This window comes from Gracilibacillus xinjiangensis, assembly GCF_042651765.1.
Classification (GTDB): domain Bacteria; phylum Bacillota; class Bacilli; order Bacillales; family Amphibacillaceae; genus Gracilibacillus; species Gracilibacillus xinjiangensis.
This window is the reverse complement of sequence record NZ_JBHSDT010000004.1, coordinates 791,662-805,164: the sequence shown is the minus strand read 5'-3', so window position 1 is coordinate 805,164 and position 13,503 is coordinate 791,662. Positions and strand designations below refer to the sequence as shown.

13 protein-coding genes are annotated in these 13,503 nt (G+C 37.6%); 4 read left to right on the top strand and 9 right to left on the bottom strand.

Going from position 1 to position 13,503, the window contains the following annotated elements:
• Positions 1-138 precede the first annotated feature (138 nt).
• Entirely contained in the window at positions 139-666 is a 528-nt protein-coding gene (locus ACFOY7_RS07930; RefSeq protein WP_390251126.1) for a helix-turn-helix domain-containing protein, read from the top strand.
• 49 nt (positions 667-715) lie between these two features.
• Entirely contained in the window at positions 716-1,075 is a 360-nt protein-coding gene (locus ACFOY7_RS07925) for a hypothetical protein (RefSeq protein ID WP_390251124.1), read from the top strand.
• A 241-nt stretch (positions 1,076-1,316) separates the two neighbouring features.
• Here ACFOY7_RS07925 and ACFOY7_RS07920 read toward each other — a convergent pair whose 3' ends face one another.
• Complete coding sequence (locus ACFOY7_RS07920; RefSeq protein ID WP_390251122.1) at positions 1,317-2,369, bottom strand: C45 family autoproteolytic acyltransferase/hydolase; 1,053 nt, start codon at positions 2,367-2,369, stop codon at positions 1,317-1,319.
• Between the two features lie 239 nt (positions 2,370-2,608).
• On the opposite strand from ACFOY7_RS07920, the gene ACFOY7_RS07915 reads away from it, so the two are divergent.
• Complete coding sequence (locus tag ACFOY7_RS07915; RefSeq protein WP_390251120.1) at positions 2,609-3,397, top strand: MerR family transcriptional regulator; 789 nt, start codon at positions 2,609-2,611, stop codon at positions 3,395-3,397.
• A gap of 246 nt (positions 3,398-3,643) precedes the next feature.
• Here the strand turns inward: ACFOY7_RS07915 and ACFOY7_RS07910 are convergent, their stop codons facing one another.
• The 6 genes from ACFOY7_RS07910 to ACFOY7_RS07885 all read right to left on the bottom strand — a co-directional run bounded on the left by ACFOY7_RS07910 (position 3,644) and on the right by ACFOY7_RS07885 (position 10,616).
• On the bottom strand, positions 3,644-4,270 hold the full coding sequence (locus ACFOY7_RS07910; protein ID WP_390251118.1) for a YesL family protein: 627 nt from the start codon (positions 4,268-4,270) through the stop codon (positions 3,644-3,646).
• 95 nt (positions 4,271-4,365) lie between these two features.
• Positions 4,366-5,733 (bottom strand): extracellular solute-binding protein, encoded by a 1,368-nt coding sequence (locus ACFOY7_RS07905; protein WP_390251116.1) that lies wholly within the window; start codon positions 5,731-5,733, stop codon positions 4,366-4,368.
• Between the two features lie 56 nt (positions 5,734-5,789).
• Complete coding sequence (locus tag ACFOY7_RS07900; RefSeq protein ID WP_390251113.1) at positions 5,790-6,632, bottom strand: carbohydrate ABC transporter permease; 843 nt, start codon at positions 6,630-6,632, stop codon at positions 5,790-5,792.
• 20 nt (positions 6,633-6,652) lie between these two features.
• The gene (locus ACFOY7_RS07895; protein WP_390251110.1) at positions 6,653-7,591 is read right to left on the bottom strand and encodes a carbohydrate ABC transporter permease; all 939 of its coding nucleotides are present in this window, start codon (positions 7,589-7,591) and stop codon (positions 6,653-6,655) included.
• Positions 7,592-7,714: 123 nt separating this feature from the next.
• Complete coding sequence (locus ACFOY7_RS07890) at positions 7,715-8,620, bottom strand: AraC family transcriptional regulator (protein ID WP_390252061.1); 906 nt, start codon at positions 8,618-8,620, stop codon at positions 7,715-7,717.
• A 571-nt stretch (positions 8,621-9,191) separates the two neighbouring features.
• A complete protein-coding gene (locus tag ACFOY7_RS07885; RefSeq protein WP_390251108.1) occupies positions 9,192-10,616 on the bottom strand; it encodes a family 4 glycosyl hydrolase in 1,425 nt (474 codons plus the stop codon).
• Between the two features lie 137 nt (positions 10,617-10,753).
• Here ACFOY7_RS07885 and ACFOY7_RS07880 point away from each other — a divergent pair, with 137 nt between their 5' ends.
• The gene (locus tag ACFOY7_RS07880) at positions 10,754-11,590 is read left to right on the top strand and encodes an AraC family transcriptional regulator (RefSeq protein WP_390251106.1); all 837 of its coding nucleotides are present in this window, start codon (positions 10,754-10,756) and stop codon (positions 11,588-11,590) included.
• 296 nt (positions 11,591-11,886) lie between these two features.
• On the opposite strand, the gene ACFOY7_RS07875 is transcribed toward ACFOY7_RS07880, so the two are convergent.
• Together ACFOY7_RS07875 and ACFOY7_RS07870 are read right to left on the bottom strand one after the other, a co-directional pair.
• Positions 11,887-12,171 (bottom strand): SDR family oxidoreductase, encoded by a 285-nt coding sequence (locus tag ACFOY7_RS07875; protein ID WP_390251103.1) that lies wholly within the window; start codon positions 12,169-12,171, stop codon positions 11,887-11,889.
• Positions 12,172-12,284: 113 nt separating this feature from the next.
• Positions 12,285-13,469 carry a metal-dependent hydrolase family protein gene (locus ACFOY7_RS07870; protein ID WP_390251101.1) on the bottom strand — a complete coding sequence of 395 codons (1,185 nt, stop codon included), beginning with the start codon at positions 13,467-13,469 and terminating at the stop codon, positions 12,285-12,287.
• Between the last annotated feature and the right edge of the window lie 34 nt (positions 13,470-13,503).

Sequence of the window (13,503 nt, the reverse complement as noted above, 5' to 3'; positions counted from 1 at the left end):
TTCCATTTCATGCTAAATTTTAATTATGGCTAAAATCCGATAACTATTGTAAAGTTATCTTAGATGGTATTAATCATATAACGAATAAATCAGGATTTCAATACTATTTTTATTAAATTTCGAAAAGGAGGAAATAGATTGGACTTATTTCAGGTTTATACAATAAGGGGAAGCAGATTGTGGCCAGTAGCAATTTATAGAAAAGAACAAGATGGGGATCTTTCACGATTGCACCATTTAGATGAGATCAAACAAGCTTTAATAGAAAATGAAGAAATGGGAGTATCTGATTATTCACCGCTTGGGGAACATTCCACTGATAATGTGATGTTCTATAAGAAGCATACCATCGGCTCGATTGTTGGTCCTGTCCCCTTCACACCTATTAATCAGATGTCTTTGGACAACGTTTTATCGATTAAGGAAGCGGCAGAAATCTGGAACCTGTCGGATGGAAATATTATTCGAAAAGCAATTGATCGCGGAAACTTCCAGGATGGCGAAGTAAGGAAGTCAGGCTCCACCTGGTTAATTTCCTACGCTGGAATGCAACGTATGTATGAGGCAGTACCGGAGACAAAAGAAGCTGAATTCCCCCGACTTCGCGTTCATAAAATGGAATTCGATTTCGAAAAAGGCAAAATGAAGCCGATCGCCTTATTTTAAACTTACCGGGACAGTATGCCTGTCCCGAAATCACAAGGAGGCAATGTAAATGTTTGGTATTCCTTCTAAGTATCCTTTAGATAATATCGCTTGTTATGGTTGTGATAATCCAGAGGTTATTCGACTAATAAGACACCGTGTTTGTTTTAACCAATTTGTACTCATGATATGGCTCATGATTCCTATTGTTTATATCTATACGAGAAGTAATAGCTTCGCCTGGTACCTTTATACTTCTGTCACGCTATTTTGCATCCTGGCAATCATCCAGCTTTACAGGATCATTACGTTTCGAAGCAGAGAAAAGGAAGAATGGTATCTGTTTTGTTTATCCTGTAAGCATATGGGGACAGCTCCTGCTAAGGATGTTATGGATATTTATATGGAAGATAGAGAAACGGGATACTGAGCCTGATTCTCTCCCGCCTCTCCCCATAACATTTTATTTTCTAGTTATAAATATGTTATAGAAACACACCATCATCCAGCAATAGAGATCATGTATTATGGTAAATGGCAGGAGCAAAATTGAAGTCAACAACCATTTATCCTGAAACAAAAAAATTCTTCTTAGTTAATAAAAAAAGTGCTGCTAATAAATATTAACAACACTTTTCTCATAACGAAAGCGATCCTTAAACAATCTCCGCCTATATACCTTCCTCTAACCCGTCCATATAAGGCATCCGTTCATCTGTATTTATCCGACCTTTAACTTTTTTAACCCAGTTGTTTTTACCTTGCAGCCAATTTCCAAACGAGAAAATTGTTGGGACACGATTCGGTCCCAAGCCAACACCCACATCCAGTGAATCTGTATCATATACAGTGGTATGCAGGGTTCCTGCTGATTGCAAATATTTCTCTGCAAACAACTCGTTTTCTTTATTATTCAATAATTGGTATCCTTCACTTTTAGATATCGCCTTCGATTGATCTCTTAAAATAGCCATCCTTCGTTTCGAATCTGCCAAATGATGGCGATTTGCTTCTGTCAGCAGATCAAAATGATTGGTGCTTACTGTATCTTCTTTTACACGAACTGCTTGGGAAGTTGCTTCAACTACATGTCTATTTCCAAATCGATCTGCCAAGACATAATTAAAGGCCACACGGTGCGGCACCTCTTTCAATAACGCGATCGCTTCTTCATTGGACTGACATTTTTCTAGAAGCATTCTTGTGATAATCGTTGGAATAAAACCATCCCCGTCATTTCGGCGATTAACAAAATTGTAACCTGTCATGAATCCTTTTTCATTCATTCCGTCCGCTCTGCCAACAATTCGTTGCGAGGGGCCGATGGTTGCATAGCCATTATCCGGTTGATACAAAACAAACCTGCCTTCATACGTTTTCGGATGGTAATCATAATTCCGCACAAGGAAATGATCACCAGTTAAAATGGTACAGCCAGAACGTTTCCATTCCTGCTGATAACCGCTGAAATGCAATATAGCCTGATCCAGCGAGAGTTCCAAGCCCTCCGCCAACCCTTTAAGCTCTTCCAAAAATGAAGGGAATAGTGCTTGAATCCATTCCATCGCTTCCCCGTGATTAATAGAGAATCGCAATTTTTTGGCCATTGCCGGGTTCGTGTAAATCGGATGCAATGGGGATTGTTTCAGCCAGTTACCTTGTTCAAAACCAAAGGAGGCGTAATCTCCTCTAAATTGAATCACATCTATATAATAATTTTTCATTTTGATTTCCCTTATTTCATTATAATGATAAGGACATTGAGACATCGTTCATTCGTGGCTCGTTTGTCCGCTAACAAAGCTGCTATGCTTTGCTATAGAATGATAGCACGAATCATCTTGAATCCAAAGTGAATTGCATCCTAATTAAAATGTACATAAAAAAAATATATTTCGCCTTGCGCCCTCCGTTACGTTATATGCTAATCTAAGTTTATAAAAATGACGAGGGGAAGGATTGTATGGGAAATCAAGAACCTGTATTCACAATTAGCGAGTTTGGAAAACGGGCAAAGATAACGGTAAGGACATTACGGTTTTATGAGGAATTGGGTCTATTGGTACCAGAACAGAAAAATAGTTCTGGCCACAGGTTATATGGACTAGCCGAACTGGTAAAACTGCAGCAAATTCAGTCATTAAAATTCATCGGCTATTCTCTGCAGGAAATAAAAAATTTAATGGAGAATGATACGAATGCCCTTACTCAGCTGGAAAAGTCATTACCTTTGCAGCATAAACTTTTGACAGAAAAACGAAACGAATTAAATCGAGCGATTGAAGCAATAGAAAGAGTTCAATTCATTATTAAGGAAGGGAGGCCTATTACGTGGACTGTTATAAGTTCTCTGTTATTTCAGATAGAGCATGAAGAAGAGCAAATAGAGTGGGTCAAAGAATATTTTTCAGATGAAATTGCAAATCAATTCTTTTCTCTTCCAAAAGAACAGCGAAAACAAATGGATGTCGAAATGTTAGACTGGTTAGCCAGGGTGAAAGATTTAATGAAAAGAGGCGTTTCTCCACAATCACCGGAAGCTTTTGATGTTCTCTTAGCAGTGACGGAATTGGCAACAAAACATGTCGATGATGTTGAAGAACTAGCGGAACAGCTAGAAAAAGCGCAAGAATTAATGGAGCCAGATGTGGCGGATTTTAAGTTCCCTACCTTTCTAACACCGGAAGAAGAAGCTTTTTTATTGGAAATAGGAGAAGCTATGGAAGCGTTATATGGTGAAAATGAAGAATGATATCTATACTGAGCCAAAGTTAACGTAATAGGAGGAAGAGATTTTCAAACGAGAACGTTATAAACTTTCTGCCATTTGAGATAAACATCAGGTTTTTTTGAATAAAGAGGGACAGTGATCCTGTCCCCTGTTATCTATCCCTCTTTATTTCTGTTTAAATGGATCGAAGATACAAACTTCTCTAACCACAACTTCTCTAATATAAAAGTCTTAGCCATAATTCCTCTATACGGAACAATTTTCTGCTTATTGACGTACCACAAATTCTCTCTGAGTTTCAATCCGTGTCATCGCTCTATAAGCAAACCACATCGTAATCAAACTTGTCGCACTCCCCGCAAACAAAAAGAATACACCTGGAAAAACCAGCGTAATTAAGAAAAAACCAAGGACATTAACGATAATTAAAATAGTTTGTAAAGGGGCAGATAACGCAATAATAAATGAGAATATAATCGTCTCGATCAAACGAACATCATAATGGGTAAAGGTTGGAAACACATATAAAAATACAATAATTAGCAAAAAGCATAATGAGAATAAAAAGAACAGCAAAACATTACCAATAAACGGACTCATATATTCGGTAATTTGAAGGTTTATCCAGATTAAACTACAAATTAAAAGGAATGGTAACCCAATGAAATTGGAATCTTTAAAGTTCTTTTTGTATACAGACCAAAAGTAAGGCAGTATGGCGAAAGAAGTATTTCCCCTTATCCACTTTCTCTCTACAGCATACATAGCAGTTGTCGCAGGAAACAAGCCAAAAATTATAAATCCAACGATACTAAAGATAATCCATAACATATTTAAGTACGCTAAACGTGTTATCCATACCATCGTTCGATAGATATAACCATCTTGATGCATATTTATCAGCCCTTAGAAACAGATTTAAAAACGAACCTTATGGAAGAGAAAAAAGGAAGGTGTGTGCCTCCCTTTTTGTTTAAATCTAACATTAATTAACGATTTTCTAACCATTCCACACTTTCCTTTTGAGCTTTTTCTAATGCTTCTTTTCCTGATCTTTCACCAGTTAAAGCTGCCTCAATTTCTGAGGTAAGGATAAAACGGGGCTGTGAAGATGCCCACGGATACCGAGGTGTCCATGGAGTACTCATGGCCTCAACCGTTGGCTCCATTAGATCTTTAACTTCAGCGTAACTATCCCATGTTTCTACTGAGCTTACTGACGGCATTGCGTTAGCCTCTTCAAATACATATTGTTGAACCGTATCACTTGTTGCAAATTTCATCCATTCCCATGCTAACTCTTTGTTTTCACTATCCTTAGCCATAGTTATTGGAGATCCCGCAAACAAACCACCTATACCCTCATCATTTTTAAATTCTTGAACAATCCCAATTCTGTCATCCAATCCTTGTGCATATGCTGGCATGATCGTATCACCAGGACCTTGGTTAAGCATAATGGCAATATTATTATCTTTTGTTAACCATTTTTCATTCCCTTGATTTGTTACCAGACCTTCTGGAGCGAAATTTTGCATCTCTAGTAACCAATCAATCCCTGAGATCATTTCAGGACTGTCGAATTCAAACTCAATTTCATCCCATGCAAAGCCTGTTCCCCACTGTCCTCCTTGGCCTTCAGCAATGTTAATTAGTGTAAAGGCTGAGGACCAATCGCCCCGAAACCATATACCATAATTCTGCTCACCAGTTTCTGGATTCGTACCAGTCATTTGTTTTGCTTTTTCGGCAACTTCTTCCATCGTAGGATAATCTGATAAATATTCAACACCCCACTCATCAAATAGCTGTTTGTCATACATAATAAAGCGGGCATCACCTAGGAATGGTAAACCATAGACTTCTAATTCATTACTGTCAGGACCTAACGCCATCCAACCTTCTACCTGATTATCGATAAAAATGTCTGTTGAGAACTCGTCATCTTTATCGATCCAAGGTTGTATCGGTTCAAGCACTCCTTGTGCGGCAAAATCTGCAATACCTGGCATTTGATACACATCTGCTTCACCTGAAGTTAACATTGCTTGGGTTTTTTCCGTGTATCCTTCCCATGGCATAATCGTAAATTCTACAGTAGCACCTGGGTGTTCTGATTCAAACTGGTCTTTTATATCCTGTAAACCTTTTGTGGTTTCCCCTGTGATTGGATCTGTTGTGTCTTCCATATTAAAATCCCCAATCAGCTGAACATTGATTGATTGACCATCCCACTCTCCACCTTCATTTGAACTGGAATCATTACCTGTATCCGTTTCATTGGAACTACAAGCTGCCATAGCAATCAAGAACCATAATGATAACGCTACCAATAGAGACAATTTAAATTTTTTCATTCTTATACCCTCCTAATTGATTTAACCTAACTTTTATTACCAGATAACCAGACAAATTACTCCCCCTTTACCCCACTTAAAGCAATACTTTGAATAATGTACCTTTGTAAGAAAAGATACAATAACACAATTGGTAATATACTGACAGTGGCTAATGCCATGGTTAAGCCACCTAAACTAGTACCATTCTCTAATGAGAAACTCGCCAGATATAATGGTACGGTGTGTAGTTGTTGATTATTAAGTACAACCAACGGCCACATAAAATCATTCCAACTCCATATAAAAGAGAGAATAACCATGGTTGCAGCAATAGGTCCGGCAAGTGGTAAATAAACTGTAAAGAAAATTCGAAACTCGCCAGCACCATCTATTTGTGCTGCCTCTCTTAATGTAGTTGGTAATTGATCAAAAAACTGTTTGCACAAAAATATTAGCATTCCATTAATAACACTCGGCAGAATTAATGGCCAAAAAGTGTTTAGTAAACCGAAGGAGTTAAACAATGTATATAATGGGATTAATCGCGGCTCCATAGGAATCATTAACGTACACAATACTAAGATAAATAGTAATCTTTTGAATTTAAATGTTCCTTTTGAGAATGCGTAACCCGCTAATAAAGAGGCACCTACTTGCAATGCTACAGAGCTTGTAGTTACAATCCCTGAATTAATGTAAGATTGAATTAACCGACCATTCTCAAAAACTATCCCATAATTAAATGGTGAGATTTCTTCCGGGATTAATTTTGGTGGAAATGGCATGGTAATATTCGCTGTACGATCAAAGCCTACACTTACCATCCAAATAAATGGCATCATGAGTAATATCCCGAAAAAAAGAAGGATAAGGAATTTAAAAGTGCCAGTAATTTTATCCATCGATTTTTGATTCATTTTTCAACCTCCTTTTTCAATTACAAGTTCATTTTGGATACTTTTAAATTAATAAAAGTAAATAGTAAAATAATGATAAACATAATATAAGTGGCCGCTGAAGCAATACCGAACTCAAACCCGGTAAAACCACGTTCGTAAATAAATGCACCCATCGTTTGAATAGACCGTGCAGGACTACCATTCGGTCCACCTAATACATAGACCTCATTAAACCTCTGTAAACCGCCGATCCATCCAGTGATCAACAAGAAAGCAAAAGTACCAGACATATTTGGAATCGTAATGAATAACCATTGCTGTATTTTGCTTGCCCCATCAATTCTTGCTGCTTCATACATTTCTGAGGAAATAGCCTGCAAATTGGCTAAACAAATAATGATTACAAACCCAAGCCAATGCCATACTGCTAAAAGAATGACACCCCATTTAGAAGTGGAAGGACTTGAAAACCATTTGAATGTTGGTAATCCAATGGAATCTAATGCGTAATTTACAACTCCCATCTCGGGATGTAATACAAATTGGAATATCATAGCAGCTGCAACGATAGAGGTTACATTCGGTAAGAAATAAATAACCTTGAAGAAGTTTTGCCCTCTTCTAACTGAATTGATCATCGAAGCAAAAATAAATCCTAATGGAATGGTTATTGCAATCTGAAAAAATGCAATAAAGAAAGTATTCCAAACGGTATTCCAGAATGTACTCGAGGTCAAAACAAGTTGAAAATTCTTAAGTCCTATAAAGTTTTCAATCGTACCATTCGATTGGAAAAAACTTAATCGAAATGATTCTACTATGGGATATACCATAAACAGTAAAATCCCTATTAAACTAGGCAATAAAAACACATACCATGAAAATTCTACTTTTCTCTTTTCCTTCCTAATTGTGTCAACTTTCTTATTAGGTAACTGCATTGTACCCGCTTGTGCTTTCTGTTTCGCTTTATTCACATCTTTCCCTCCCTTTCTCTATCAGGTTTTCTCTAATTAATCAGCTTATGAGCTTACCGCAAAAAACCAGCTATCGCTTCTAAATACTCCCCGCTCATTAATAAAGCGTTTTCATAAAATGGATCATTTAACTTGATAAACATCAGGTATTGATCTTTCTCTCATTTTATTGCGATAATTGGATGGTGACACTCCATAACATTCTCGAAACTTTCGACTAAAATGTGATGAACTATCAAAACCAGCTTCCAGCGCAACCTCTAAAATAGTTTTATGTGATTGCATTTCTAATAGATATTTTGCACGTATCAGTCGACGTCGCATTAAATATTGCATAATAGTGAGGCTGGTAATATCCTTGAAAATTCTCGACATATAATATTTACTAATATGAAGGGAACTTGCTATATCGTCTAATGAGATTTCTTGTTGAAAATGCTGGTCAATCCATGAAGTAATGCGATTTACATGGCAACTCTTCTCATTGTTTTGAAGCATAATACTATTTAATTTCCCCTTACTTAACTCATATATAATAAATAACAATTCTATTAATAATGTCGTTGTTTCAGCTTCCAGCAACCGCTTTTGAACTTCTGACTTATTACTGTCTTTTTGTTGAATTTGCTTAATTTGCATTTTTTTCACTAATTCCAGTAAGCTTTGGTATAGTACTTTATCTACTTTTCTAATTAGCGAGTTGGATAATTCATCAAATGGGGTTAAAAGCTCTGGTACATTTAACTTATTGATAATCGGACGAATCCACTCTGCAGAAAATTCAATTACACTTCGTTCATATGGGCAATTCTCTTCAGGGGAAGGCCCGTGCAGACTCGAACCATTCATAATAATGATGTCACTTTCCTGCAAATCAATCATGTCATCATTAATTAAATAGTTGCAATTACCTTTATGAAAAATATAGATTTCATAAAAATTATGTGAGTGTACATGAAAATCCTTTTTCTTAAAATTACGATCAACATTTCGATACACAATGTTAAATTTCTCAAGCGATTCATTCATTTTCTTCACCATCCAATCCCCCTCGTAAAACGAGTTCTATTGAGCATGAAAGATACGAAATAAAAAAGGTTTTTTGCCTGTTTCCCCTCATTTTGAAAACCAGCTTGCGGCCTCTTTATTGTCTCGCTTTTCGGTTTCGTTAGAGGGAATTCCCACTAATTTGTAAATGTTTTCTCTATTTTGTAGTTATAAGATTAACAGCTTTATTCATTTAGTTCTTCATTCTTGTTGCTGTTCATTTGACTGAGATTGCTCTCCTGTGTAAAAAAGCTAAACAAAATCATGATTGTGAACACTGCTTATCTTGCCGGCTTGTTTCTCTTGGCTTTTTCCGCAAGGATTGCCTCATTATATGCTATATAAAAGATTGCTGTGTCTTATAAAGAGAGAATGAATAGTATAGAAACAGCTTAAAAATTACACATACAGAGTATTATATCTAAATTCATGAAATTGCTGTTAGCATCAATCCTAAAGGGATATTTTTTGGCTATATTGTAACAATGAAAGGGTACTCTTTTTTTATAATGATAATATCCAATCGCCCCTCTAATTGGGGCGATTGGGACAATTAAATTCGATTCTTTGTGTACCAATGTTCAGGAAGAACATCCTTCTCCCGTTCTATTAGCTCCTTTATGATTTGATCCGCATCTGCAATTGAATTGACAAGAGGGTCTGTTAACATGGCCCTTCTAAGTTTCTTGCGATCGGATTCAATGACAGCTTCCACTGTCAATTCATGTGTATCCAGGACTAACTCCTGCATCCCGCGAATCCCTCGTGGCATCTCACCTACAGGTAACGGTTTCACCCCATCCATCGTGACCTCGCACAACAGCTCCAGGAAGGAATCATTGTTCATATTCGTGACAGCACCCTGGTTGAAGGTGTTTACGTAGAAAGTTTTACCTAAATCCCCCACCATGTTTTCAATAATATCTGTTGCATGGTCTGGACCAAAAGTGGTCATATACTCTTCAATTGGTGTTTTACCGTTTAGGAAATTATCTATCTGCTGCCACATCTCGTCATGCCGTTTATACCGCTCTTCTGTTTCCCAGATCGATAACGGGGGAACCGTATCTTCCAGCTTACCGATCCCCTGCCAATAAGGGACATACTCTTTTGTGTGAGCAGTACAGGTGGGAACATACCCAAAGATGTCATACAATTGGTAGCTTATTGCGTCATTAAAGAGAGCCTTAGCCCCAGTGTCGCCGCCTACTGTTTCCGTCTCAGCGGATTTCTTCATCGATTTAGCAATCAAAGGAAGAACTTCTTTTCCTTCATACTCTGCTTTTAACAACCAGGTAAAGTGATTTACTCCTGCAATGCGTAAATCGAATTTACGGTCAATCTCATCGTTGTATTCTCTTTTATCGTTAATAATCCCTGCCCGTTCGGCATAGATGATTTTCTTTTGTGGCATATGATGCGAATCACAAAGTGCAAAACTCTTTAATTTAGGCGCAAATCGTTTTAGAGCTATTCCATGAACGGCTGATGGATTAATATAATTGATAACCCATGCCTCGGGACAAATTTCCTCTATATCCTTAGCACATCCCATGATCACAGGAAGCTCGCGCATCGCCCGAAAAACCCCTCCCGGTCCAATTGTATCTCCAGAGCACATTCTTATACCATATTTCTCAGATACCTCGCAATCGATCCCTCTGTATTTTACCGTATCCTTAGCAAAACTAAGTACAACAAAGTCTGCATCTTGAAGCACCTGCTTTCGGTCCACTGAACCCTCAATCTTCAAATCTACTTGATTGGCTTTTACAACCATTCGGGCTAAATCAACCAGCTTGTTCAATCGTTCTTCGTTTACATCTACTAAAGCTAATGTACCTTTATTTAAATACTTAGAATGCACCATCTGCCAAATACACTGACGACCGAAAAATAAACTTCCAGCTCCTAACACCACTACCTTAGGATTTTGAATAGTAATCGTAATCCCCTCCAAAATATTCGTTTTTTTCATTATAGAAAACGGATACAAAATTGGAATGCTAGAGAGTATGCATTTCATGTCAAAAAGTAAGATTAACTAAAACAAGTGATATTTACTGCTATAGCAGATTAAGTATAATATGTCTAAAAGTATGGAGGTGATTATCCGTGGATAGTTTAAGTATCTTTAATGAACTTTCAGAACTTGTCATGCTGCGAATAAATTCCTGCAGTGAAATTGTCCATCCTAACAGTTGGATGGAGAGCAAACAACATAAAGATTACGACTTATGGTACATTCAGGCAGGGCAGATAGAAATTCGAGTCCAAGAAGAAGTGTACTTGGCCTCCGAAGGGGATATGATTCTCTTTCGCCCTAAATTGGCCTACACTGCGACAACCCGAAGCAATGAATGCCATTTTATTTTCACACACTTTGATTTTGGATTGGGAAATCACTTTGGAATTCTTGATAATTTTCAGTTGTCAGGAATTATTGAGAGAACTTTAGTTGAAGAGGAAATACGCTTATTTTTGGAGGCATATGACCAATACAAACAGATTGCACCGATGTCAGGGTTCCGATTGAAAGGTTGCTTGACGATCTTGATCGCCAAAATTTTGGAACATTATGGTCAGGGGCATTACCGAGGGGAATTTATAAATAATCCCTCTAACCGGATACAAAACATAGATTTAGAGAAGCTTCAGCCTATTTTTGATTTTATCCATGAGCATCTCCACCAAACACTTCGCGTCGGAGAACTTGCTGAAGTTGCGGGCATGTCAGAGAAATATTTCATCACTTATTTTAAAAAAGGCCTCGGAGTGACACCAGGTCGGTACATTTATCAATTAAAAATGAACCGGGCCCGGGATCTATTATACAGTAAACAATTTAGCATCCAGCAAATTGCAAATATGCTCGGGTATCCTGATCCCTATACCTTCTCGAAGGCATTTAAGAAGTATTATAAAGTGCCACCGTCTAAGTTTGGTTGGTGAGTTTTGCATTTCATATGGGTGCGGGGCCGGGTACATGACATGAAGATCTTCGTATTTAAACCACAAGATTCACATGCAGATAATATGAAGCAAATGCTGGATCGAGTTAATTCTTGGAGTGCTGCTTTAAAAACGGTAAGGAATAACGTATTCCTTAATTTTAATGTGCTTTTGACAGATCCATTTAACCAATCACTTTCGAATTGCCAGGTGCTAAAAATAAGGGGGGAATGTTTTCTGATTCTAACAAACCCCCTTGTTTTTTTGCCTCTATAAAAATTTGATTGCTTTATCGATTAAATAGCAGTATAACCGCCATCAATTGGTACAACGGCACCATTTATATATGCTGCTTCTTCACCTAACAGGAAAGCGACTATGTTTGCCGCTTCTTCTGGTTGACCTAAACGTTTCTGAGGAACTGGATCTACTGCATTTTTTGCGGCGTCCGGATCTCTTTCCATAAAATGAGCTGCCATAGGGCTTTCTGTTGCACCTGGAGCTACTGTTTGGTTTAGACAATATAAAAGTAAGTGGATTGCAAGTAAGGAAAAGGGAATGCTTCCAGCAATAGCAACCATTTACTATCCATCCACCATTAAAATATGATGATATGCCCATAAATGAACAAAAATAAAATTCCCCAGTCTGTCATATTCGACAAACTCGGGAAGTGAGGTACACCATAAACATACTACCCTTCAATAGTTGGTAGCATTTTCTTACCCTTCTTCCATACTTGGATGGCGTTATCTAAGTTATCTAATGATCTTGTAAGGTCTCCTTTAAAGATAGCGATATTGGCTATTTTTCCTTCTTCAATTAATCCTAAGTCCGGACGACGTGCAATTTTTGCAGCTGTACCTGTTGCATGTGCCAATGCTTCTACAGGGCTTTCCTCAAGCACTTTACCTAATTCTCTAATCTCATCTGCTAAATATCCAGAAGTATCTGTTCCCGCACCAATTGGTATGTTAGCTTCTTTTGCTAGTCGTATTGCTTTTTGTTGAGGCAATAGCAATTGTTCTTTTAATTCCGTTTCATAGATAGTCCATGGGCCTTTAATTGTAGAAATATGTGTAGGAACAAATACCGTTCCGTTTTTGACCATTAATTCGATACATTCCTCATCCAAATGTGCCCCATGTTCTACAGAATCTATCCCAGCACGTAATATTCTCATAATCGCTTCTTTAGGATAAGCGTGGGCAGCAGTCTGAGCTCCCAAGTCATGAGCGGCATCAATACCAGCTTTTAATTCTTCCTCTGAAAATTCTACGTTAAATGTCTCAGGGCGTGGAAAGGTATTAAGACCACCACTTGCCATAAATTTTATCACATCTGCTCCACTTTTGATCTGTTCCCTGACTGCTCTTCTAACATCATCGACGCCATCAGCTTCTCTAGCCTGTTTATGGGTATGCCCACCAGTTTGGCATATTGGGAATCCACATGTACTAATCTCAGGTCCCTCAATTAAACCTTCTTCAATTCCGCGCTTTAAATGAATAGAAGTTAAGTCTCCTAGACCATAATCCCTAATCCAAGTAATTCCTTCATTTAAAGCTAATTTCGAGTTTCTTACAGAATGTAACATGATATAGCTTGGATCTGATTCCATTAGAGCCTTGGTTCGAAATTTTCTTGGTATATCCTGATCCGGTTCTCTTAAAGCTTTACGACAAATGTGATCATGAACATTCATTAAACCGGGTGTAATGGTAACATCACCATAATCTTCTATCACATCGTTCTCATTGATAGTTGGCTTCTCAGATGTGACCGTTAATATTTTATCATTTTCTACACCAACCCATGCAGGTGATACTACTTTTTTTCCATCTCCTACAATCGCTCTATCTCCATGTATCCACTTCATTCTTATACACTCTCCTAAATTAATCTAGTATTGA